Below are 23,063 nucleotides of genomic sequence, written 5' to 3' on the forward strand. Positions count from 1 at the left end.
TCAGAAGAGTGTGCCCTCCTCGGGCGCCTCCAGTTCCGTCAGCAGCTCCGGGCCGTTGTTGCGGACGTTGCTGACGGCGGTGCTCACGGGGTAGGCGCGCATCAGGCCGGGCTCCGGGGGCGTGAGCAGCTCGCGCAGACCGTCGGGGTCGGTGCGGGCGGGGTCGAGCCAGGCGTCCCAGCGGTCGGGGGTGAGCATCAGCGGCATCCGGGGATGGATGTCGGCGAGCGCGCGGGGTCCGTCGGCGGGGGCGACGGCGAGCGGGCTCGTCTCGGCCTCGGTGGTGATCACGGTGCAGGTCGCCCACCATGCCTGCGGATGGTCGTCGGGCAGGGTGCGGTCGCGCCAGAACTCGTACAGCCCGGCCATGGCGAAGACCGTGCCGTCGGCGGGGAGCACGAACCAGGGCTGCTTGCGCGGCCGCTTCTTCCTGCCCTCGACCTCCAGGTCCCGCTCCTGCCTGCCGGTGACCCACTCGTAGTAGCCGTCGGCGGGCAGGATGCAGCGGCGGGTGGTGAAGGCCCGGCGGTAGGCCGGCTTCTCGTGCACGGTCTCCGCCCGTGCGTTGATCATCCGGGCACCGCCCTCGGGGGTCTTGGCCCAGGAGGGGACGAGCCCCCACTTCAGCTTGCGCAGCTGGCGAACCGGACCGGGGTCGTCGGCGTCTTTCAGCGGACGGTCGAGGACGGCGTGGACCTCCTTGGTCGGCGCCACGTTGTAATCGGGCGCCAGTGTCTCCTCGGGCTCCCACTTCTCGATCCCGAAGATCCCCGCGAGATCCTCGGGCCCACGACTCGCTGCATACCGTCCGCACATACATGCCACACTGCCAGACTCCGCGAGAACAGGGAGCACCCCGGGAACATGGACAGCAGCACAGCGACCTCGCTCTGGGACGAGCTCGTCGGCACCCAGGCCGCCCCGGACGTGTGGGTGGTGATCGCGACCCTGGTCGCCGCGCTCGCGGTGGTGGTGCCGCCGGGTCTGTGGCGCATATCCCGCAACGCCATCACCATCGCCCACGAGGGCGGTCACGGTCTGGTGGCCCTGCTCAGCGGCCGCACCCTCACCGGCATCCGGCTGCACTCCGACACCAGCGGCCTGACGGTCAGCCGCGGCAAGCCGTACGGCCTCGGCATGATCCTCACCGCCGCCGCCGGCTACACCGCTCCCCCGCTGCTGGGTCTGGGCGGCGCCGCGCTGCTGGCGGCCGGCCGGACCACTCTGCTGCTGTGGCTGGCCACGGCCCTGCTGCTGGCGCTGCTGGTGATGATCCGCAACGCCTACGGCGCGCTGACGGTGGTGCTGACCGGCGGAACGTTTGTCCTGGTGTCATGGCTGGCCGGGCCCCAGGTGCAGGCGGCCTTCGCGTACGCGGTGGTGTGGTTCCTGCTGCTGGGCGGGGTGCGGCCGGGGTTCGAGCTGCAGGCGAAGCGGGCGCGTGGCGGGGCCGGCGACTCCGACGCGGACCAGCTGGCGCGGCTCACGCACGCGCCGGCGGGTGTGTGGCTGTTCCTCTTCCACGCGGTGTCGCTGTGCTCGCTCGTCGGCGGCGGACGCTGGCTGCTGGAGGTCTGAGGACCCGCCCGGCCCTGTCCGGCCGCGGTCGTCCGTGAGGTGCGCCCGCGCCCGGAGACCGTCGGGCGGCGCACGGTGTGCCCGGATCGCCGTCCGCCGGATGTCCGGCCCGGCGGTGAACCGGACGCCGAGCGGGGCGGTCCCCTTCTCGGCGGACTTCTTCTCCGAGAGGGAGAAAACGGCCGACGCGTCGCCCTGAGACGCGTACGCGAGGTTTTTCCGTTTCATACGGGCCGACCGCATCCCGGCGGCCTCGATGGCCCGCTTATCCCTTTTCGTTTTCTCGTCACCGGCGACGGGCATGTCCCGGAACTCGCCTCCCCCTCGGGCTGTGTGCACTTCACCTCTCTGCCGAGGACGGCTTTCCCCCGGCAGCCGTCCACCGGAACGGATCTTCCCGCGCATTCCTTCACCGGCCGCCCGCACGGCCCTTTCCGTACGGCGCCCGCGCGATGTCCGGCCACCGGTGTTCCACGCCGGATTCCGCCGGAAAGGAACCGGTGAGCGCCCCCTTCTGCGCGTCGACGGCGTCGTCGTCGCGCTTGCCGACGCCGTCGCCGTCGCCGTAGATCGCGGCGTCGACGGATGCGCCGTCGTCCGCGTCGGCCGCATTGTTCTCGATGCCCGGCCCCCGGCCGGCACCCGGCGCCGGGAACGTGCGGGAAGCGAAATCAGGGACGCCGTCCGGGACGAAGCAGGTGCGCGGCTCCTGCCGGCCGCTGTCACGGAAAATCCGGAGGGCACCCGAGGAAAAGCACGGGCGACCGGCTCCGCTCTCCGAATTGACGCCGGTTTTCCCCCGAGGAGGCGGAGAGGAAAACATGAGGCGGTCAAAAACATTGCCGCCGGCAGCCGTTGTCGCGCATCGACGTGACGGACGCCCGCGATTCATGCGGCCGCCGGACCGGGTGCGCATATATGCAGAACAGACTCCGAGGACCGGTTTCGACGGGGTTTCGCCGTTTTTGATCAAGATCTCCCCCCGGCTTCACCCACTAAAGTGGGGCGCATGACCGTTAACCCCGCAGACACCGCCCTCTGGCCCGCCCCGCACGCGAGCGGAGCCGTCGACGCGACGGTCCACGTGCCGGGGTCCAAGTCGGTCACCAACCGCGCCCTCGTCCTCGCCGCCCTCGCGAGCGAGCCCGGCTGGCTGCGCCGCCCCCTGCGCTCCCGCGACACCCTGCTGATGGCCGGTGCCCTGCGGGCGATGGGCGTGGGCATCGAGGAGGGCGTCGGCCCCGACGGCACCGGCGAGTTCTGGCGCGTCATCCCGGCCGGGCTGCGCGGCCCCGCCACGGTGGACGTCGGCAACGCCGGCACGGTCATGCGGTTCCTGCCCCCGGTCGCCACGCTCGCCGCCGGTCCCATCCGCTTCGACGGCGACCCGAGATCGTACGAGCGTCCGCTGCACGGGGTCATCGACGCCCTGCGCGTCCTCGGCGCCCGGATCGACGACGACGGCCGCGGCGCGCTGCCCCTCACCGTGCACGGCGGCGGCGCCCTGGACGGCGGCCCGGTCTCGATCGACGCGTCCTCCTCGTCGCAGTTCGTCAGCGCCCTGCTGCTGTCCGCCCCGCGCTTCAACCAGGGCGTCGAGGTCCGGCACACCGGCTCCACGCTGCCGTCGATGCCGCACATCCGGATGACGGTGGACATGCTGCGCTCGGTCGGCGCCCAGGTCGACACACCCGAGTCCGGTGGCGAGCCCGACGTCTGGCGGGTGACCCCCGGCGCGCTGCTCGGCCGCGACCTGGTCATCGAACCGGACCTGTCGAACGCCCAGCCGTTCCTGGCGGCGGCCCTGGTGACCGGCGGCAGGGTGCTGATCCCCGACTGGCCGGTCCGCACGACCCAGCCGGGCGACCGGCTGCGGGAGATCTTCACCGAGATGGGCGGCGCCTGCGAGCTGACCGACTACGGTCTGGTGTTCACCGGTTCGGGTGCCCTTCACGGTATCGACGTGGACCTCGGCGAGGTCGGCGAGCTGACGCCGGGCATCGCGGCCGTCGCGGCCCTGGCCGACTCACCCTCCACCCTGCGGGGCGTGGCCCATCTGCGGCTGCACGAGACGGACCGGCTGGCGGCGCTCACCAAGGAGATCAACGAGCTCGGCGGCGACGTCACCGAGACCGCCGACGGCCTGCACATCCGCCCGCGCCCGCTGCACGGCGGCGTCTTCCACACCTACGAGGACCACCGCATGGCGACCGCCGGCGCGATCATCGGCCTGGCGGTCGACGGCGTACGGATCGAGAACGTGGCGACGACGGCGAAGACCCTGCCGGACTTCCCCGAACTGTGGTCCGGGATGCTCGGGGCGTAGGGACGCGGAGAAACACCATGCGCCGCTACGGCAAGCACACCGACGAGGACGACATCCGCCAGCGCCCCAACCGCAAGGGGAACCGCCCGCGGACCAACATCCGGCCCAAGCACGAGGACGCCGCCGAGGGCCTGGTCCTCACCGTCGACCGGGGCCGCCTGACCTGTCTGGTCGACGACCGCCCCGTGATCGCCATGAAGGCCCGCGAGCTGGGCCGCAAGGCCGCCGTGGTGGGCGACCGGGTCGCCCTGGTCGGCGATCTGTCCGGGAAGAAGGACACGCTCGCGCGGATCGTGCGCATCGAGGAACGCGCCTCGCTGCTGCGCCGCACCGCCGACGACGACGACCCGTACGAGCGGGTGGTCGTCGCCAACGCGGACCAACTGGCGATCGTCACGGCCCTCGCCGACCCGGAACCCCGCCCGCGTCTCATCGACCGCTGCCTGGTCGCGGCGTTCGACGGCGGCCTCACGCCGCTGCTGGTGATGACCAAGTCGGACCTCGCCCCGCCCGACGAGCTGCTGGAGCTGTACGGCGCCCTCGACATCCCCCATGTCGTCACCAGCCGTGAGGAGCTGGAGAACGGGGACGCGGCGGACCGGGTGCGCGAGCATCTGGACGGCAAGGTCACGGCGTTCGTGGGGCATTCGGGCGTCGGCAAGACGACCCTGGTGAACGCCCTGGTGCCTCAGGAGCGGCGACGGCTGACCGGCCATGTCAACGCGGTGACGGGCCGCGGCCGGCACACCACGACCTCGGCGCTGGCGCTGCCCCTGTCCAAGGCGGACGGCTGGGTGATCGACACCCCGGGCGTACGGTCGTTCGGCCTGGCGCACATCGACCCGTCCCGCGTCATCCACGCCTTCCCGGACCTGGAGCCGGGCACGGAGGGCTGCCCGCGCGCGTGCAGCCACGACGAGCCGGACTGCGCGCTGGACGGCTATGTGGCCGAGGGCCACGCCGACCCGGCCCGGCTGTACTCCCTGCGCAGACTGCTGGCCACCCGTGAGCGCAGGGAAGGCGACTGACCTCCGCGTTGTTTGTCTCCACGTGGGTCCGGTAAGGGCATAATCGCAAAAGCCGGATCCCAAGAACGGGTAAAGCGCGCCAGGCGGACACTCGGCCGACAGGACGCCGGTCTGACGAGCGGTCACAGTGCGTCGCGGAGCGTGGAGTTACGGGAGGACAGCACATGGCGTGGCTGCTGGTCATCGTGGCCGGGATGCTCGAAACCGGCTTCGCCGTCTGCCTGAAGCTGTCGCACGGTTTCAGCAGGCTCTGGCCGACGGTCGCCTTCTGCGTCTTCGCGCTGGGCAGTTTCGGCCTGCTCACCCTGTCGCTGAAGAAGCTCGACGTGGGCCCCGCGTACGCGGTGTGGACGGGCATCGGCGCGGCGGGCACGGCGATCTACGGCATGGTCTTCCTCGGCGACGTGGTGTCCACGCTGAAGATCGTGTCGATCAGCCTGGTCATCGCCGGGGTCGTCGGCCTCCAGCTGTCGGGGTCGGCGCACTAGGGCCGGTCTGTCATAAGGGACTGTGGTGGAGCGCGCCGCGCACCAGGTCGGCGACCCCGCCGTCGCCGGGCGGCGCGGCCACGCAGGACAGGGCCAGGCGGACGGCCAGCTCGCAGGAGCGGGCGAGGTCGGCGGTGTCCGGCCCGGTGCGCCGGGCTCCGGGACCGGCGAGAGCCGCGAGGGCCCGGTCGCGCACGATCGTCACGAGGTCGCCGGGCGAGGGCAGCGGGCCGTCCGCACGCCGCTGGGCGGGCACCGCGGAGACGGACGGGACGGCGGCCCGTGCGGGCGCGGGCATCCGTTCGTTCCAGCAGCCGGTCAGCAGGGCCCGTACGAGCGCGTTCTCCCGGGCCAGGTCCGTGGTCCACTCGGCGGCCGCGGTCAGTCTGTCGCGGGCGTCGGGGGACGTGCCGAGCGCGCGGTCGACACCGGCGAGGTAGTCGTCGGCCGCCCGGCGCACCAGCGCTCTGGCCAGGCCGTCCTTGCTGCCGAACTCGTTGTACAGCGTCTGCCGCGACACCCCGGCCGCCGCCGCCACGTCCACCATCCGCACCGCCGGCCACGGCCGACGCGCCAGCGCCGTGTCAGCGGCGTCCAGCAGAGATTCCCGCGCTGCAGGCATCCTCGCCTCCCGGGGAGACCGGCTCTGCGGTTCAGATTTGACGCGCACGGAGGCACTGTCAAGGGGTGCCGCGCCTTCCCGGGGCGCACGCCCGGGCTCCGGGCGCTCGCGCGGTGTCCACACTCCGGCCCCGGTGGCCCCGTGGCACGCCGGGCGGATACGGTCGTCCCATGCCGGACTACCTCGATGACCTCCGCCTCGCCCATGTGCTCGCGGACGCCGCCGACGCGGCGACCATGGACCGTTTCAAGGCTCTCGACCTGAAGGTCGAGACCAAGCCGGACATGACTCCGGTGAGCGAGGCGGACAAGGCGGCCGAGGAGCTGATCCGCGGCCAGCTCCAGCGTGCCCGCCCGAGGGACGCGATCCTCGGCGAGGAGTACGGCCTGGAGGGCACCGGCCCCCGCCGCTGGGTGATCGACCCGATCGACGGCACGAAGAACTACGTCCGCGGCGTCCCGGTCTGGGCGACCCTCATCGCGCTGATGGAGGCGGGCGAGGGCGGCTACCGGCCCGTCGTCGGCGTCGTCTCCGCCCCGGCCCTGGGCCGCCGCTGGTGGGCCGCCGAGGGGCACGGCGCGTTCACGGGCCGCAGCCTGGCCAACGCCACGCGCATCCATGTCTCCGGCGTCTCCGGCCTCGCGGACGCCTCGTTCGCCTACTCCTCGCTCTCCGGCTGGGAGGAGCAGGGCCGCCTGGACGGCTTCCTGGACCTCACCCGCGAGGTCTGGCGCACGCGCGCGTACGGCGACTTCTGGCCGTACATGATGGTCGCCGAGGGCTCGGTGGACCTGTGCGCCGAGCCGGAGCTGTCCCTGTGGGACATGGCGGCCACCGCCGTCGTGGTGACGGAGGCCGGCGGCACGTTCACCGGCCTGGACGGACGCCCCGGCCCGCACAGCGGCAACGCGGCCGCGTCGAACGGCCTGCTCCACGACGAACTGCTGGGGTATCTCGACGGGCGCCGCTGAGGCGGGACGTACGGCCTCACGCGCCCTCAAAGGACTGCGCACGCCCTCTTGTTGACCCGTTCTTTGCCTGCCACTCTGAAGTTCCCCCCACTTGTGAACTTGTGAATCCATGAACAAAGGGGGCGGGACACTCCAGGAGGTGGCTTCAGCCCATGCTCGTCCGTGACGCCATGAGCACGATGGTCCTCACCATCGGCCCCGACCACACCCTTCGCCAGGCCGCAGCTCTCATGTCCGCCCGCCGGGTGGGCGCGGCCGTCGTCCTCGACCCCGATGCCGGACTCGGCATCCTCACCGAACGCGACATCCTCAACTCCGTGGGCCTGGGCCAGGACCCCGACACCGAACGGGCCCACGACCACACCACCAACGACGTCGTGTTCGCCGCGCCGTCCTGGACGCTGGAGGAGGCGGCCCGGGCCATGGCGCACGGCGGCTTCCGGCATCTGATCGTGCTCGACGCCGGCGGACCCGCCGGCATCGTCTCGGTCCGCGACATCATCCGCTGCTGGGCGCCGGCGAGGCAGCAGGTGTCCGCCTGACCGACCCGTACGCCACAGCGGGCCGGGCCCCCTCGGGGATCCGGCCCGCTCCCCGGCAGGCGTTCAGGTGCCGGCGTCAGCCGCGCAGGGCCCGGACCGCGGCGTCCAGCCGCTTGCCGAAGTCCTCGTCCGCCCGGCGGAAGTTGCCGATCGCCCGCTCGACGATGTCGTCGCGCGAGACACCGGCCATCGCCGCGGCCAGGTTGGCCACCAGGCGCTCCTTCTCGTCGTCCGCCATCAGCCGGTAGAGGTTGCCCGCCTGCACGAAGTCGTCGTCCTCGGCGTGCACCGGGGCCGGGTGGTCGCCCGTGGCCCCGCTCACGGCGACGGGCTGCCACAGCGGACGGCCGGTCTGCTGCGGCCCTCCGAAGCTGTTCGGCTCGTAGTTCTTCGCGCCGCCGTGCCGGCCGTCGTACAGAAGGCCGTCACGGGAGTGGGTGCGCGCTTCGGTGGCGTGCGGGCGGTTCACCGGCAGATGGTCGGCGTTGATGCCGACGCGGTAGCGGTGCGCGTCGCCGTAGGCGAACAGCCGCCCCTGGAGCATCTTGTCGGGCGAGGGGCCGATGCCCGGCACGAAGTGCGCGGGCGAGAAGATGCTCTGCTCGACCTCGGCGAAGATGTTCCGCGGGTTGCGGTCGAGCTCCAGCCTGCCGATCTCGACGACCGGGTAGTCCGCGTGCGGCCACACCTTGGTGAGGTCGAACGGGTTGAAGCGGTACGTCGCCGCGTCCGCCGCCGGCATGATCTGCACGCCCACGGTCCAGCTCGGGAACTCGCCGCGCTCGATGGCCTCGCGCAGGTCGCGCTGGTGCGAGTCGGGGTCCTGCCCCGCGAGGATCCCGGCCTCCTCCGCGGTGAGGTTCTCGATCCCCTGGTCGGTCTTGAAGTGGTACTTGACCCAGAAGACCTCGCCGGCCTCGTTGTTCCACTGGAAGGTGTGCGAGCCGAAGCCGTCCATGTGGCGGTACGAGGCGGGGATGCCGCGGTCGCCGAACAGCCAGGTCACCTGGTGGGTGCTCTCCGGGCTGAGGCTCCAGAAGTCCCAGACGTTGTCCGCCTCCTGGCTGCCCGTGTACGGGTCGCGCTTCTGGGTGTGGATGAAGTCGGGGAACTTGATCGCGTCCTTGATGAAGAACACCGGGGTGTTGTTGCCGACGAGGTCGTAGTTGCCCTCCTCGGTGTAGAACTTCAGCGAGAAGCCGCGCGGGTCACGGACGGCGTCCGCCGCGCCGAGGTTGCCGGCGACCGTCGAGAAGCGCAGGAACACCTCGGTCCGCCTGCCGACCTCGGAGAGGAACGCGGCACGCGTGTACGGGGTGACGTCCGCGGTCACCGTGAAGGTGCCGTACGCCCCCGCGCCCCGGGCGTGCACGACCCGCTCCGGGATGCGCTCACGGTTGAAGTGGGCCAGCTTCTCCAGCAGGAGCTGGTCCTGGACGAGCACGGGGCCGCCCGCGCCCGCGGTCTCGCTGTTCTGGTTGTCGGCCACCGGAGCACCGGCCTCCGTCGTAAGCGGTCCCTGAGTCACGTGGGCCTCCTGCGCCATTTCCTGCTTGTCCTGTCCCTTGGCCAAAGCCGTTCCCGATCCTACACTGGACTTAGTCCAGATCAAGCAGAGCTCTAATTCCACACCGGGTCGGGACCTGGTCCCCCTTGCTGTTAGGCTGGTGCCATGAGTGACCTTCTTGAACGGCTGCGCGGACGCGGATGGCGGATGACCGCGCAGCGTCGTGTCGTGGCCGAGGTCCTGGACGGCGAGCACGTCCATCTGACGGCCGACGAGGTCCACACCCGTGCGGTCGCCAGGCTCCCCGAGATCTCCCGGGCGACCGTCTACAACACCCTGGGCGAACTGGTCACGCTCGGCGAGGTGCTGGAGGTGTCGACGGACAAGCGCGCCAAGCGCTACGACCCGAACGCGCACCGGCCGCACCACCACCTGGTCTGCGCCCACTGCGGCGCCATCCGTGACGTCCACCCCGCCGGCGACCCGCTCGCCGACCTCCCCGACTCGGAGCGCTTCGGCTTCACCGTCTCGGACGTCGAGGTCACCTACCGCGGCGTCTGCCCGGACTGCGCGACGGCGTGACCCTCGGCACGTGACACACAGAAGGCCCTGGCTTCCCGGCCAGGGCCTTCTTCGTCCTTCGTCGCATCGCGTTCGCCGGCGTCGCCCTTGCCGGCCTCGCCCTTGTTCACATCGCCCTTGTTCGCGCCGCGCCCGTTCGCACCGTGCGTTTCGTGACGACGCAACGACCGAGGGCCGGAACCCTTTCGGATTCCGGCCCTCGGCCTTCAGTAGCGGGGACAGGATTTGAACCTGCGACCTCTGGGTTATGAGCCCAGCGAGCTACCGAGCTGCTCCACCCCGCGTCGATGAAGGGAACACTACGTCAAGGACGCGTACAGAAGCAAATCCCTTTCTTCCCGGCCGCCTCCCCCAAGGGGCGGCACCGCGTCGCACCGGGCGCCGGCTACGCCGACAGCTCCTCGCGCAGGGCGTCACGGAGCCGCGCCGCCCGCTCCGCCACCTCCGCCGGTCCCAGCGTCACCGCGCGGTCGGCCCACCGCTGCCCCTCCGCCAGCTCGCCACGACGCGCGTAGACGAGGGCCAGCCGGAGCGCCGCCCGCCCATGACCGGCGTCGGCCGCCCGGGTCCACCACACCGCCGCCTCCGGCTCGCTCCCCTCCCGCGCGAGCAGCAGCCCGAGATTGAAGGCACCGTTGCGGGACCCGGCCTCCGCCGCCTCCCGGTACCACCGGGCCGCCTCCACGACATCGCCCCGCGCCGCCGCGAGCATCCCGACCCGCACCTGCGCACGCCGGTGCCCCAGCGTGGCGGCCCGCTCGTACCACTCCTCGCACTCGGTCCGCTCCCGCACCGGCTCGCCCAGCTCGTGCGGCGACACCGGCGGACGCCGCGCGTCCAGCAGCGCGGCCAGCCGGTACGCGCCCTCGGCGCTGCCCCCGCCCGCCGCGCACCGCAGATGCCGCTCGGCCTCCTGCTCCTCGCCCTCCCGCAGCCGCGCGATACCGACCTGGAGCGCCGCCTCGGTGTGCCCGGCCGCGGCGGCCCGCTCGTAGTAGCGCAGCGCCGTCACGTCCTCGGCACGTCCGGCGTGAAGGATGCCGAGATTGAACGCGGCGTCCACGCTCCCGGCCTCCGCGGCCTTGGAGAACCACGGCTCCGCACCCGTCGCGTCACCGCCCTGGAGCAGCAGGACCGCCAGCGCGTTCGCCGCCTCCCGGTGTCCCGCGTACGCCGCGTGCCGGTACCACTGCTCGGCCTGCCCGGTCCGGCCCTGCTCGGCACAGAGCAGTCCGAGGTTGTACGCGCCGTTCACATCGCCCGCGTCCATCGCGGCCCGGTACCACCGCTCGGCCGTCTGCGTCTCGCCGCGCTCGGCGTGCAGCGCGCCCAGCGCGTTCGCCGCGTTGCCGTCGCCGTCCTGCGCGGCCCTCAGCCACCACACGGCGGCGCTCTCGGTGTCCCCGGCGTCGCGCAGCAGGAACCCGAGGGCGCAGGCGGCCCGGGGCTCGCCGTCCTTGGCGGACGTCAGGTACCAGCGCCCCGCCTCCTTGAGCTCGCCGCGCCGCTCCAGGATCGCGCCGAGCTGGAGCGCGGCGCGCTGGTGACCACGCGCGGCGGCCTGCCGGTACCACTGCTCGATCTCCTCCACCGGAGCGCCCGGCACGGCACTCGGCCCGACACCGTTGTCGCACCCGGCTTCGTCCTCGCTCGCGCTCCTGCGGTCGAGCGCTCTGGCCAGGCGGTAGGCGGCCTCCCGGTGACCGCGCTCCGCGGCGACCCGCATCCACCGCTCGGCGCCCGCGTCGCCACGGTGCTCCAGCAGATCGGCGAGCGCGTACGCGCCCAGGGTGTGCCCCTGTTCGGCGGCCTGGCGCAGCCAGTACTCGGCGGCGGGCTCGTCCCCGCGCTCACGGTGGTGGCGGCCCAGGGCGTGCGCGGCGGGCGCGGACCCGGCCACGGCGGCGATGCGCCACCATCCGGCGGCCTCGTCGGCGTAACCCCGCTGGTGGAGGAGGACTCCCAGATTGTTGGCCGCGGCCCGGTCGCCGGCGGTGGTGGCGGCACGCAGATGGGGCTCGGCTCCGTCGAGATCACCGCGGCGCAGCAGCAGGGCCCCCAGAACACTCACGGCCTCCATGTCGCCGGCCTCGGCGGCGAGCCGGTACCGCGCCTCCTCGGCCGCGTCGCCCGTCTCATCCCTTACGGGACTGGGTTCCTCCCGACCGGAGGGCTGCACAAAACGCCCTGTCTCCAACAGAGTTGCCTTGTCCCCCATAACGTCCATCGTCGCACCACCTGCAACCTGGGTACACCCGGTGTACCGCAGCCCGTGAGGTCACTTCAGCGTTTTGTCGACATGCCCACAGAGAGACAAGTCAAACACAGAACGTCGAACTCGCCACCGCGGCGCGACGATCCCCCTGTCCGGGCACATGCGTTCGCACACCACGAAGGCCCGGATCCTGATCAGGATCCGGGCCTTCGCCCGTCGTACGGCATGCCGTCGACTTCAGTAGCGGGGACAGGATTTGAACCTGCGACCTCTGGGTTATGAGCCCAGCGAGCTACCGAGCTGCTCCACCCCGCGTCGTTGTGGTGCAACCGTATCACGACGCGGGACGGGCTCTTCGATCAATACCCCTGCTCAGCCGCTCGGGCTGCTCGTGGGCTTCGGACTGCCGGCCGCTCCGGGGCTGCCGGTGGGCTTGGGGCTGCCGGTCGGAGCCGGGCTGCTCGTGGCGCCACCGCCGGCCTTGGACTGTGCCTCCTCGGCGCGCTTGAGAGCCGCCTCCAGGTCCGCCTGCGCCTTGCCGTACGCCTCCCAGTCGCCCTTCTTCAGGGCTTCCTGGCCCGTGTCGAAGGCTTTCTGGGCGTCGTCGAGCGCCTGCTGGACGGTGGGATTCTCGGAGGTCGGCGGCGTGGTCGTGCCGTCGTCGCCCTTGTCCGGCGGCTCGGGCGTCGAACTCTCCGCCCCGAAGACCTTGTTCAGGGCCTGGTCGAGGGTGTCCTCGAACGCGGTCTGACCGCCGTAGGTCACCAGCACCTTGCGCAGCAGCGGGTACTTCAGTCCGCCACCGCGGACGTAGACGGGTTCGACGTAGAGCAGTCCGCCGTCGAGCGGCACCGTCAGCAGGTTGCCGTACTCGACCTCGGAGTCGCCGCCTCTGAGCAGCCTGATCGACTCGGCGATGTCCTGTTCGGAGTTGAACTGGCTCTGCACCTGCTTGGGTCCGTCGACCGTGGTGCTCGTCGGCAGTTTCAGGATTCTGATCTTGCCGTAGCCACTGGTGCCGGCCTCGGCGTCGACGGCCATGAAGGCGCTGAGGTTGTCACGCCCGTTGGGTGTGAACGTGGTCGTCAGCGAGAACGCCTGCTCCTGCTGGTCCGGCATCTTCATGCTGAGGTAGTACGGCGGCACCGCGTTGCCCGACCGGTTCGTCGGGTCGTCCGGGACCTGCCACACCTCACTGCCGCTGAGGAAGGTGTCGGCGTCGTCGACGTGGTAGCGGGCCAGCAGCTCGCGCTGCACCTTGAACAGGTCCTGCGGGTAGCGCAGGTGGGCCATCAGGTCCTGCGAGATCGCGCTCTTGGGCTCGACCGTGTCGGGGAACGCCTTCATCCAGGTCTTCAGGACCGGGTCCTGGGTGTCCCACTGGTAGAGCTTGACCTCACCGGTGTACGCGTCGACGGTCGCCTTCACCGAGTTGCGGATGTAGTTGACCTGGTTCTGCTGGGCCACCACCGCGCGCGAGTTGTTCGTCGCGGTCAGCGAGTCGGCCGTGGTGTCGCCGAGCGTCGTACGGGAGGCGTACGGGTAGCCGTTGGTCGTGGTGTAGGCGTCGACGATCCACTGGATCTTGCCGCCCACGACCGCCGGGTAGGCGTCGCCGTCGATGGTCAGCCACGGGGCGACCGCCTCGACCCGGTCCTTCGGGGTGCGGTTGTACAGGATGCGCGAACCCTCGCCGATGGCGCCCGAGTACAGGATCTGCGGCTCGCTGAACGCCACCGCGTACGCGGCGCGGTTCAGCGGGTTGGAGAGGTTGACCCCGCTCTTGTCCTTGTAGCTGTACGTCTTCTCACCGCTGTCGTCGGAGTAGTCGATCTCCTTCTGGGGACCGCCGACGATCGAATAGGTGGTGGTCTTCTCGCCGTAGTAGACCCGCTGCTGGTACCTCGGCAGGTCGCCCTTCGACGGCAGGTCGGACTCGGTGAAGACCGGGCGGCCCTCGGAGTCGGCGGTGGTGCCCTTGGCGGCGACCACACCGTAGCCGTGGGTGTAGCGGAAGTGGTTGTTGATCCAGTTCTGCTTGTCCACGCCGGCGAGGTTCAGCTCACGCAGACCGATGACGGTGTCCTGGTCCGTGCCCTTGTCGTTGTAGCGGTCCACGTCCAGGTTGGTGGGGAAGGCGTAGTACTTCCGCATCTGCTGGAGCTGCTGGAACGTCGGCGAGACGATGTTCGGGTCCAGGATGCGGATGCTCGCCGTGGCGTCGACGTCGTCGCGCAGCTTCGTCTTGTCCTCGGTGCTGCCCTTGCCCGAGTAGTCGGTGACCTGGGCGCCGTCGATGCCGTACGCCTCACGCGTCGCCTTGAGGTTCTTCTCGACGTACGGCGCTTCCTTGGCCTGCTCGTTCGGCTGGACCTGGAACTTCTGGACGATCGCCGGGTACAGGCCGCCGATGAGGATCGCCGACAGGACCATCAGGCCGAAGCCGATGACCGGCAGCTGCCAGGTGCGCCGCCACAGGGTCGCGAAGAACAGCAGGGCGCAGATCACGGCGATGCAGAACAGGATCGTCTTGGCCGGCAGATAGGCGTTGGCGTCGACGTACCTCAGGCCGGTCCAGTTGTCCGTCGCCTTGAAGTCGCTGGACTTCACCGCCAGTCCGTACCGGTCGAGCCAGTACGCGACCGCCTTGAGCGCGACGAAGACGCCCAGCAGCACCGACAGATGGCCGGTCGCCGCCGAGGTGGCCCGCGCGCCCGGGCTGGTGATGCGCAGCCCGCCGTACAGGTAGTGCGTCAGCGTCGCGGCGATCAGCGACAGGATCGTGGCGGCGAAGCCGAAGCCCAGCAGGAAGCGGTACCAGGGCAGGTCGAAGGCGTAGAAGGAGACGTCGAGGTGGAACTGCGGGTCCTTCTCGCCGAAGGAGACGCCGTTGACCCACATCAGCCAGGTCCGCCACTGGCCGGAGGCGGACGCGCCGGCGATCAGGCCGACCAGCGCGGTGATCGCGAACAGCAGCCACTTCTTGTAGGGCGCGATGCCCATGCGGTAGCGGTCGAGGCTCTGCTGCTCCATCGACATGGCGCTCAGCGGCGGGCGCAGCCGGTGGGCCAGCCAGATGTTGAAGCCGACCGAGAGCGCCATCAGCAGGCCGAAGACGAAGAACAGCCCGATCTTGGTGGACAGGGTGGTGGTGAAGACGGACGAGTAGTTCACCGACCGGTACCAGAGCCAGTCCGTCCAGAAGCCCGCGAACATGGTGAACGTCATGCCGAGCACGGCAAGAACGCCCAGTGTCATGAGCAGTGTCCGGACACGCCGGGACGGGCGGCCCACTCTGATCCGCGGCCCCGTGGGGCCTCCGCCGCGGTCCGGCATCTGGAAAGCCAAGGTGCGCACCTCGAAGTTCGCTGTTGATCCGTCAGGCCCCCGGGTCGGGTGGCCGTCGGTCGGGCCCCGTGATCGTAGGCCCACACCTATGCAACTTACTCACGCTTTACTCGGTTCCCGATTCAGGTCACGAACCAGGCAGGATTGTCCCCATGTCCAACACACCCATGGCGGCGAACCCGCTCACCCGGGCCGTGCTCGAGATCGACGAGTACGCCTCCGGCCTCGGCTGGGACCAGCCCGCCCGCCTCTTCGCCCTCGTAGACACCGCCCGGCTGCGGACCCAGGAGCCCGCACTGGCGGCGCAGCTCGGTCTGGCGGACGAGTCCGAGACCACCGGTCTCACCCCGATCGAGCAGGACGAAATTCCAACGGACAAGGCGCTCGACGAGTTCCTCGGCACCATCGCCTGGCCCGACGCGGTGGTCGGCTGCGCGCTCACCGTGGAGCGGCTGATGCTGCCGCCGTCCGCGGAGGCGCAGGTTCCGCAGAATCTGAGCGACGCCCGGCTGGCGAAGTGGGTGGCCGAGCACCCCGAGCGTCAGGAGGTCCGCATGACGGTCGCCGTGCTGCGGGACGGCACGCGCGAGTCGGCGGTGCGGCTGCGTGAGAAGGACACCCCGACCGAGGTGCTCACCGGACCCGAGCTGGTGCCGGGCCTGGCCCAGGCGCTGACGGCCACCTTCGAGGACTAGGGCCCTTCGCGCCGTGCGGCTGGGGGCACCTCCCACGCCCTTGAGGCAGTGGGGGAGTGCGCGCCGGGCGCCGCGACGCCGCGGAGATCCGCCGGAAGGGCCCTGAGCGCGCGTCCGGACGAACGGCACCGGGGGCGCCCCTGCCACAGGGGCGCCCCCGGCCGTCCTCGCCGCCGGTCCGGATCAGCCGGTGGTGCACTTCGGCAGGTCGGCGGTGTTGCCCTCGCGGATGTCGGCGAGCGCGTCGAGGGCGTCGCCGATGGTGTTCACCTTGATCAGCCGCAGTCCGTCCGGGGTGTCCCTGGCGGCGTTCGCGCAGTTGTCGGCGGGCGTCAGGAAGTACTTCGCGCCCTTGTCGCGGGCGCCGACCGTCTTCATCTCGATGCCGCCGATCGGCCCGACCCTGCCCTCGTCGTCGATGGTGCCGGTACCGGCGACGAACTGGCCCCCGGTGAGGCTGCCCGGCGTGAGCTTGTCGTAGATGCCGAGCGCGAACATCAGGCCGGCGCTGGGGCCGCCGACGTCGGCGAGCTTGATGTCGACGGTGAACGGGAAGGTGTGGTCGGTGCCGGCGGAGATCCCGACGATCGCGCGCTCCTCGCCCGTGTCGTCGGAGCTGGTCGTGGTGATCGTGACGTCCCGCGCCCCGGTCGGCGTGCGCTTCTCCTTCTCCGCGGCCGCCTGCTCCTTGGCGGGCACGATCCTGAAGACGACCTTGTCGCCCGGCTTGTGCTTCGTCACCAGCTCGGCGACGTCGCCGGGCTCCTTGACCACCGTGCCGTCGACCGCCTCGATCACGTCACCGGCGTGCAGCCTGCCCTCGGCCGGCGAGTCCTTCACCACGGTCGAGACGACCACCCAGGACTTCACGGGGACGTCCAGCTCCTTCAGGGCGGCGACCTTCGCGCTCTCCTGGGACTGGCTGAACTCCTCCGCGTTCTCCTGCGTCGACTCCTCCTCGGTCTTGCCGTCCGGGTAGAGGGTGTCGTGCGGCACGACCTTGTTGTCGTGCGCGAGCCAGCCGTAGACCGCCTCCACCAGGTTCATCCGGTAGTCGGCGCTGGTGACCCGCACGGTGGTCATGTTGAGGTTGCCGGTCGTCGGGTAGGTCTTGCGCCCGGAGATCTGCAGCACCGGCTCGCCGTCGTGGTCACCCAGGGTGTTCACCGTCGGGCCCGGGGACATCTCCGAGTACGGCACTTTGATGAGCACTCCCGCGCACAGGAGCGCGATCAGCATCAGGGTGGAGGCGAGCATCGTCGCGGTGCGGCGTGGCATGCCTCGACAGTACGGGACGAGCCTGTCGGAGCACCGTCAGGGCGGGTCTCAGCCTCCCGTGTGTGACTTCTCCATCGCCGCCCGGAACCGGGCGTATCCGTCGAGCTCCGGACCGTCACCGCGCGTTCTGCGCGTCCGGTTGGCCCAGCTTCCCCACAGACCGGCTCCCACCGCAGCCACCAGCGGAATCAGCAACCAGGTGAGCGCTGCCATGCCGACCTCCCAACCCCATGAGCGTCCGCGACGGACTGATCAGCAGATTAAACATCCGCACTGACAACGCTCACGGCAGGGGTGGGGTTACGCAACCGGAGTCCCCTCGGGCGACGGACACGCCCGGGGATCAGCAGGCGCCGACCCATTCCTCGGTGCCGTCGGAGAACTTCTGGTGCTTCCAGATCGGCACCTCGTGCTTGAGGTCGTCGATCAGCTTCCGGCACGCCTCGAACGCCTCCCCGCGGTGCGGGCACGACACTCCGACGACCACGGCGAGATCGCCGACCCGGAGGTCTCCCACCCGGTGGACGGCCGCGAGCGCCCGGACCGGGTACTCGGCGGCGACCTTCTCCGCGATCCGCCGCATCTCCGCCTCCGCTGAGGGGTGGCAGGAGTACCCGAGCGCGTCGACGTCCGCGCCGGCGTCGTGGTTGCGCACGGTCCCCACGAAGAGGGCCGTCCCGCCGGCCGCGTCGTCGCCCACGGCCGCGAACACCTCGTCCAGGGAGAGCGGGGTGTCCCTGATGCCGATCAGCTTGACGGGGTCCTGCGCGGCCTGCTCGCCGGGGTGATCGTTCGTGGCTGCCATACGCACCATCGTGCCCCACGCGCGCGTGCGGCGGGAATACGGCCATCGACCGGCCCGCGCGGGGGACGGTTTGGAGGTACGTACGGAGACCGGCGCCGGCGGGCGGTCCGGGCCGTACGCGGCCGGTCGCGCGGCTTCCCCCGGGACGCACGGGAGGCGGCCGCCCGGGGCCGTCGCCCGGGGCCGTCGCCCGGAGCCGTCGCCCGGAGCCGTCGCCCGGAGCCGTCGCCCGGATCGTGCCGGGCCGCGGCCAACGGCCTCAGATCCGGCGCCGCGCCTTGCGGGCCCGGCGTACGACAGCGGCCGCGCCCAGCAGAGCGACCGTCGCGCCCGCCGCACCGGCGGCCGTCGCGTCCTTGCGGCCCAGCCGCCGTCCGGCGACGGTGTGCCGCCCGGAGACCTCCTCCAGCAGTTCCGCGAGGACCTCCTCGTTGGTCCACCGCGGCCGCCACCCCGCGTCGTGCAGCCGGCTGACGCTCACCACCCAGGGGTACATCGTGTACGCGAGGTCGCCGGCGGGCGACGGAGTGAGCCCGATCCGGTGCAGCCGTGCCGCCGCGCCCAGGGCGACCGCGGACGGCAGTTCCATCCGGCGGATCCCGCTGAGCTCCTCGACCTCCTCCTGCTCCAGCCATCCGTCGCACCCGACGGCCAGCTCCCCGTCGACCTTCTCCAGGACGGCGTGCTCCAGGGCACTGCACAGATCCTCGACGTGGCAGAACTGCCACGCGGGCCGCGACCCCGCCACCACGAGCAGGCGCGGCGACTCGAAGTACCTGGTCAGCGCGGTGTCGGTGCCGCCCACCAGAATCGCGGGGCGTACGACGGTGACGTTCAGCCCGGGATGCGCCCGAGGTGCCCGCCGTGCGAGCCGCTCGATCTCCAGCAGGTCCCCGACACCGGTGGCCTCCGCGGTCGCCCGCAGCTCGGCGTCCTCGGACAACGGCAGCTCGTTGTCCGGCAGCGCGCCGTAGACCATGGACGACGTGCACAGCACCGCGCGGTGCACCCCGGCCGCGGCGGCCGCGGTCAGCACCGTCTGCGTGCCGCGCACGTTGTACGCCGTCCGGGCGGCCGGGTCCGTCTCCAGATCCAGGTCGAGGGCCAGATGCACCACCACGTCGGCGCCGCGCAGCTTGTCCGCGATGGCCGGATCACGCACGTCGAGGATGTGCCACTGGGCCTCCTCGCACGGCCCGCGCCGCTCGTCGATGGCGATGACCTGCTTGACCTCCTCCGACGCGGCGAGCCGCTCGGTCAACAGGGCGCCCACGCCGGACGCGGCGCCGGTGACCGCGACGACGGGCCCGCGCGCGGCGGGAGAGGTTGACGGGTTTCGCGCTGCGCGAACCTGCGGATCTGGGGAACTCACCCGGTGTCTCCAGCGGTTGTCTTCCATACGGGCGCGAGTGACGCGTACGTACCAGCTGGCATCCATCCTGCCGCAGGCCGTCTGTCGGCGAAGCACCGAGGCCCCGACCGCTCTCGGTGTCTACGCTGGGTGGTGTTGTCGGGCAGTCGTGCCGTCGGGAAAGAACCGGCGGCCTTACCAGCCGAGGAATCCCGTGAGTGACACCCCATTCGGATTCGGCCTTCCGCCGGAGGAGCCGGACGACGGCGACGAGGGCAAGAAGAAGGACCAGCAGAACGGTGGTGGTCAGGGACCGGCCAACCCGTTCGGATTCGGGCTGCCCGGAGGACTGGGCGGCGGTGCGGACAATCCGCTCGCGGCCATGTTCGGGTCCCTGAACCCCACCGATCTGGGAGCCGCGTTCCAGCAGCTGGGCCAGATGCTCTCCTACGAGGGCGGCCCGGTGAACTGGGACATGGCCAAGCAGATCGCCCGCCAGACCGTCTCGCAGGGCACCGCGGACGGCGTCAAGGACGCGAGCGTCGGCCCGGCCGAGCGGACCGCGGTCGAGGAGGCCGTCCGCCTCGCCGATCTGTGGCTGGACGACGCCACCTCCCTGCCGTCCGGCGCGGGTACCGCCGTGGCGTGGAGCCGTGCCGAGTGGGTCGAGGCCACCCTGCCCGCCTGGAAGGAACTGGTCGACCCGGTCGCCGAGCGCGTCGGCGGCGCCATGGGCGACATCCTGCCGGAGGAGATGCAGGCCATGGCCGGCCCGCTGATCGGCATGATGCGCTCGATGGGCGGCGCCATGTTCGGCACGCAGATCGGGCAGGCCGTGGGCGTGCTCGCGGGCGAGGTCGTCGGCTCGACCGACGTGGGCCTGCCGCTCGGCCCGGCCGGGAAGGCCGCCCTGCTGCCGCTCAACGTCGAGGCGTTCGGCAAGGACCTGGGCGTCTCCAAGGACGAGGTGCGGCTCTACCTCGCCCTGCGCGAGGCCGCCCACCAGCGCCTGTTCGCGCACGTGCCGTGGCTGCGCTCGCACCTGTTCGGCGCCGTCGAGGGCTACGCGCGCGGGATCAAGGTCGACACCGCCAAGCTGGAGGACGTGGTCGGCCAGTTCGACCCGCAGAACCCCGAGGAGCTCCAGCAGGCGCTCCAGCAGGGCATGTTCCAGCCGGAGGACACCCCGGAGCAGAAGGCCGCCCTGGCCCGTCTGGAGACCGCCCTGGCGCTCGTGGAGGGCTGGGTGGACGCGGTGGTCCACGCGGCCGCGAAGCCGCGTCTGGCGTCCGCGGACGCGCTGCGCGAGACCCTGCGCCGGCGCCGTGCCACCGGCGGACCGGCCGAGCAGACCTTCGCCACGCTGATCGGCCTGGAGCTGCGTCCGCGCCGGCTGCGTGACGCCTCCCGCCTGTGGGCGTCCCTCACGGACGCGCGCGGGGTGGACGGCCGTGACGGTCTGTGGGCCCACCCGGACATGCTGCCCACCGCCTCCGACCTCGACGACCCGGACGGCTTCGTGCACCGCGAGCACCTGGACTTCTCCGAGCTGGACAAGATGCTCGGCGCGGCCGCGGAGGGCTCCTCGCAGAAGCCGGACCTGCACAAGAAGGACGAAGGCGCCGAGGGCGACGACAGCAAGGGCGACGGCACCGAGTGAGCCTGTACGACGACGCGGTCCTCGTGCTGAAGGGCTACGAGGACCAGCCGGACCTGCGCCAGACCTACCTGGACCACCTCGCCGCCCATCCGGACGGCATGGAGAAGGAATGTCACGCGGGCCACCTCACCGCCAGCGCCCTGGTGATCGACCCCTCGCGCGGACGGGTGCTGCTGACCCTGCACAAGAAGCTGGGCATGTGGCTCCAGATGGGCGGCCACTGCGAGCCCCAGGACATCTCGGTGGAGGCGGCCGCACTGCGCGAGGCCACGGAGGAGTCCGGCGTCGCGGGGCTGTCCCTGCTGCCGGGCGGGCCGGTGCGTCTGGACCGGCATCCCATCCCGGCCCCGTGCCACTGGCATCTCGACGTCCAGTACGCGGCGCTGGCGCCCGCCGGAGCCACCGAGACGATCAGCGACGAGTCCCTGGACCTGCGCTGGTTCGCCTACGCCGAGGTGGCGGAGGTGGCGGACGACTCGGTCGTACGTCTGCTCGAAGCGACCCGCGCGCGGCTGTGAGCGGGTGACGCGCCGCCGCGCGGAGGCCGGCGCCGACACGGATGCGGGGGGTGCCCACCCGGTGGGCACCCCCCGCATCCGTGTCCGGACGGTCAGCTCCAGACGTTGCCCTGGTTCTGGTTCCGTACGCCCTGCTGGCCCATGCCGTACTGCGCGGCGAGACCCGAGCCGATCTGGGCGTTCTGCGGCGGCAGCAGTTCGCTGGGCTGGACGAGGGCCTGCCCGGAGCCCATGAAGCTGAGCTCCCAGCCCTCACCCGTGCTGCCGCGCCGCCGCCACACGCCGGAGGAGTGCGTCTGGGCCTGCATCTGCACCCGCAGCGAGGTGGACCAGGCGACGATCGCGTCGGCGTCACAGTTGACGTACTTGTCCGGGGTGACCTGGAGCAGCAGCGGCGCTCCGGACGTCATCAGGGCGACCTTGCCGCGGCCGGTGATGTTGAGCTGGTACTTCCCCGAGCCGGAGATGCCGTAGACGCTGTCGACGGCGATGACCTCGTGGTGCAGGGAGGAGTCCATCGCCAGCACGTAGCTGCTGTCGACGGTGAGCCCGTCCTGGTCCACCTCCATGATGTGGACGTGCTGCTTGAGGTTGGCGAGGTAGACCGTGCCCTGCCCGTGGCAACGCATCAGGTCCAGGCCCTCGCCGGTGCGCGCACGCGCGCGTGAGGAGCTGTTGCTCTGGTACTCGGCGTCGAACTCGACGAGGCCCTGGTAGGCGACCATCGTGCCCTTGCGGGCGAGGATGTCGTCGTGGCCCTCCAGGGCGACCCGGAGCATCTGCTTGTTCTGCAGCGCCCAGCGCTCCTGGGTCTGCTGGTCGTTGTAGGCGAAAAGCGGACTCTGCATGGTGTGGTGCTCCCCCTCAGCCCCGGACCCGGAGACGGTCGGTGCTGTCCTCGCTGGGCTGGACGACGACGATGCCCTGGCCCGAGAAGGCCATCTGGAATGCCTCCCCGCTGCCCCGGCCGATCAGCGACTGCGCCTTGAAGCTGCGCTTGCCCTTCACCTTGAGGTTCGGGGACCAGGCCACGAGCGCGTCCGGGTCGACGTAGGTCTCGTCCTCACCGCCGCCGCAGTCGACGACGATCGGCTTGCCGCGGGAGGTGAGGGCGACCCACCCCTGGCCGGAGATCTTCGTGTTCCACAGGCCCTGGCCGGCGAACTTCGCCAGGCCCTTGACCCGCTCCACGCCCCAGGTCAGGTGCGCGTCGAAGGCGAGCAGGTTGGTGGCGTTGACGGAGATCCCGTCGCCGTTGAGGTTGATCACGACGACGTTGGCGCCGTAGTCGGCGAGGTACAGCAGCCCGTCGCCGGAGCACTTCATCAGAGGTGCGCCTTCGCCGGTCGCCCAGTCACGGGCGATCTGGCGGACGGCGGGCGGGTTGGGCTCGTACTGCACGAAGCCCTCGTAGGCGACCATCGAGCCCACACGCGCGAGGAGGTCGTGGCCGGTCTGCATGGCGACCTTCAGCATGTGGTTGCCGTGGTTCTCCATGCGGGCGGTCACCGGTGCGGGAGCGAAGCCCGCGAGCGGCTGGTTCATCTCG

General features: G+C 71.3%; 21 protein-coding genes and 2 tRNA genes. 10 read left to right on the top strand and 13 right to left on the bottom strand.

Translation table 11 applies throughout. The features are described from left to right. A complete protein-coding gene (locus tag ACIQGV_RS17065) occupies positions 1–816 on the bottom strand; it encodes an SOS response-associated peptidase (protein ID WP_402495388.1) in 816 nt (271 codons plus the stop codon). A 48-nt stretch (positions 817–864) separates the two neighbouring features. Between ACIQGV_RS17065 and ACIQGV_RS17070 the strand changes: the two genes are divergently transcribed. Further along, entirely contained in the window at positions 865–1,578 is a 714-nt protein-coding gene (locus ACIQGV_RS17070; protein ID WP_402495389.1) for a M50 family metallopeptidase, read from the top strand. 409 nt (positions 1,579–1,987) lie between these two features. Here the strand turns inward: ACIQGV_RS17070 and ACIQGV_RS17075 are convergent, their stop codons facing one another. Further along, the gene (locus ACIQGV_RS17075; protein ID WP_402495391.1) at positions 1,988–2,494 is read right to left on the bottom strand and encodes a hypothetical protein; all 507 of its coding nucleotides are present in this window, start codon (positions 2,492–2,494) and stop codon (positions 1,988–1,990) included. A 93-nt stretch (positions 2,495–2,587) separates the two neighbouring features. Between ACIQGV_RS17075 and aroA the strand changes: the two genes are divergently transcribed. From aroA to ACIQGV_RS17090, 3 genes are all read left to right on the top strand, one after another. Next, positions 2,588–3,904: a 3-phosphoshikimate 1-carboxyvinyltransferase gene (gene aroA / locus ACIQGV_RS17080; protein ID WP_402495393.1), complete on the top strand. Its 1,317-nt coding sequence runs from the start codon at positions 2,588–2,590 to the stop codon at positions 3,902–3,904. A gap of 17 nt (positions 3,905–3,921) precedes the next feature. Further along, positions 3,922–4,932: a ribosome small subunit-dependent GTPase A gene (gene rsgA / locus ACIQGV_RS17085; RefSeq protein ID WP_402495395.1), complete on the top strand. Its 1,011-nt coding sequence runs from the start codon at positions 3,922–3,924 to the stop codon at positions 4,930–4,932. A 164-nt stretch (positions 4,933–5,096) separates the two neighbouring features. Further along, positions 5,097–5,420, top strand: a complete 324-nt coding sequence (locus tag ACIQGV_RS17090; RefSeq protein WP_402495397.1) for a DMT family transporter — start codon at positions 5,097–5,099, stop codon at positions 5,418–5,420. A 10-nt stretch (positions 5,421–5,430) separates the two neighbouring features. Here the strand turns inward: ACIQGV_RS17090 and ACIQGV_RS17095 are convergent, their stop codons facing one another. Beyond that, positions 5,431–6,042, bottom strand: coding sequence for a TetR/AcrR family transcriptional regulator (locus ACIQGV_RS17095; RefSeq protein WP_402495399.1), 612 nt, complete (start codon positions 6,040–6,042; stop codon positions 5,431–5,433). A 170-nt stretch (positions 6,043–6,212) separates the two neighbouring features. On the opposite strand from ACIQGV_RS17095, the gene hisN reads away from it, so the two are divergent. Together hisN and ACIQGV_RS17105 are read left to right on the top strand one after the other, a co-directional pair. Then, positions 6,213–7,013: a histidinol-phosphatase gene (hisN, locus tag ACIQGV_RS17100; protein WP_402495400.1), complete on the top strand. Its 801-nt coding sequence runs from the start codon at positions 6,213–6,215 to the stop codon at positions 7,011–7,013. A gap of 152 nt (positions 7,014–7,165) precedes the next feature. Next, entirely contained in the window at positions 7,166–7,555 is a 390-nt protein-coding gene (locus tag ACIQGV_RS17105) for a cyclic nucleotide-binding/CBS domain-containing protein (protein ID WP_402495403.1), read from the top strand. Positions 7,556–7,631: 76 nt separating this feature from the next. Here the strand turns inward: ACIQGV_RS17105 and ACIQGV_RS17110 are convergent, their stop codons facing one another. Then, on the bottom strand, positions 7,632–9,083 hold the full coding sequence (locus ACIQGV_RS17110; RefSeq protein ID WP_402495405.1) for a catalase: 1,452 nt from the start codon (positions 9,081–9,083) through the stop codon (positions 7,632–7,634). Positions 9,084–9,227: 144 nt separating this feature from the next. Between ACIQGV_RS17110 and ACIQGV_RS17115 the strand changes: the two genes are divergently transcribed. Further along, entirely contained in the window at positions 9,228–9,644 is a 417-nt protein-coding gene (locus ACIQGV_RS17115; RefSeq protein WP_402495406.1) for a Fur family transcriptional regulator, read from the top strand. 210 nt (positions 9,645–9,854) lie between these two features. Here ACIQGV_RS17115 and ACIQGV_RS17120 read toward each other — a convergent pair. From ACIQGV_RS17120 to ACIQGV_RS17135, 4 genes are all read right to left on the bottom strand, one after another. Next, a tRNA-Met gene (locus ACIQGV_RS17120) sits at positions 9,855–9,928 on the bottom strand. A 101-nt stretch (positions 9,929–10,029) separates the two neighbouring features. Continuing rightward, positions 10,030–11,871 (bottom strand): sel1 repeat family protein, encoded by a 1,842-nt coding sequence (locus ACIQGV_RS17125; RefSeq protein WP_402495409.1) that lies wholly within the window; start codon positions 11,869–11,871, stop codon positions 10,030–10,032. Positions 11,872–12,100: 229 nt separating this feature from the next. Then, positions 12,101–12,174 (bottom strand) — tRNA-Met (locus tag ACIQGV_RS17130). Positions 12,175–12,231: 57 nt separating this feature from the next. After that, entirely contained in the window at positions 12,232–15,195 is a 2,964-nt protein-coding gene (locus ACIQGV_RS17135) for a UPF0182 family protein (RefSeq protein ID WP_402495858.1), read from the bottom strand. Positions 15,196–15,359: 164 nt separating this feature from the next. Here ACIQGV_RS17135 and ACIQGV_RS17140 point away from each other — a divergent pair, with 164 nt between their 5' ends. Then, entirely contained in the window at positions 15,360–15,902 is a 543-nt protein-coding gene (locus ACIQGV_RS17140) for a PPA1309 family protein (RefSeq protein WP_402495411.1), read from the top strand. Between the two features lie 183 nt (positions 15,903–16,085). On the opposite strand, the gene ACIQGV_RS17145 is transcribed toward ACIQGV_RS17140, so the two are convergent. The 3 genes from ACIQGV_RS17145 to ACIQGV_RS17155 form a co-directional block, all read right to left on the bottom strand. After that, positions 16,086–17,180 (bottom strand): PDZ domain-containing protein, encoded by a 1,095-nt coding sequence (locus tag ACIQGV_RS17145; protein ID WP_402495413.1) that lies wholly within the window; start codon positions 17,178–17,180, stop codon positions 16,086–16,088. A 343-nt stretch (positions 17,181–17,523) separates the two neighbouring features. Then, positions 17,524–17,985 carry a molybdenum cofactor biosynthesis protein MoaE gene (locus ACIQGV_RS17150; RefSeq protein ID WP_402495416.1) on the bottom strand — a complete coding sequence of 154 codons (462 nt, stop codon included), beginning with the start codon at positions 17,983–17,985 and terminating at the stop codon, positions 17,524–17,526. A gap of 259 nt (positions 17,986–18,244) precedes the next feature. Next, entirely contained in the window at positions 18,245–19,357 is a 1,113-nt protein-coding gene (locus ACIQGV_RS17155; RefSeq protein ID WP_402495418.1) for an SDR family oxidoreductase, read from the bottom strand. Positions 19,358–19,550: 193 nt separating this feature from the next. On the opposite strand from ACIQGV_RS17155, the gene ACIQGV_RS17160 reads away from it, so the two are divergent. Then, positions 19,551–20,996: a zinc-dependent metalloprotease gene (locus ACIQGV_RS17160; protein ID WP_402495420.1), complete on the top strand. Its 1,446-nt coding sequence runs from the start codon at positions 19,551–19,553 to the stop codon at positions 20,994–20,996. Beyond that, entirely contained in the window at positions 20,993–21,514 is a 522-nt protein-coding gene (locus ACIQGV_RS17165; protein WP_402495423.1) for an NUDIX hydrolase, read from the top strand. Before ACIQGV_RS17160 ends, ACIQGV_RS17165 begins: the two co-directional genes overlap by 4 nt. Positions 21,515–21,606: 92 nt before the next feature. Here ACIQGV_RS17165 and ACIQGV_RS17170 read toward each other — a convergent pair whose 3' ends face one another. Both ACIQGV_RS17170 and ACIQGV_RS17175 read right to left on the bottom strand, forming a co-directional pair. Continuing rightward, complete coding sequence (locus tag ACIQGV_RS17170; RefSeq protein ID WP_402495425.1) at positions 21,607–22,362, bottom strand: AIM24 family protein; 756 nt, start codon at positions 22,360–22,362, stop codon at positions 21,607–21,609. Between the two features lie 16 nt (positions 22,363–22,378). Continuing rightward, on the bottom strand, positions 22,379–23,059 hold the full coding sequence (locus ACIQGV_RS17175; RefSeq protein WP_402495426.1) for an AIM24 family protein: 681 nt from the start codon (positions 23,057–23,059) through the stop codon (positions 22,379–22,381). Positions 23,060–23,063: the final 4 nt, after the last annotated feature.

This window comes from Streptomyces sp. NPDC093094 (assembly GCF_044754345.1).
In the GTDB taxonomy this organism is placed as follows: Bacteria; Actinomycetota; Actinomycetes; order Streptomycetales; family Streptomycetaceae; genus Streptomyces.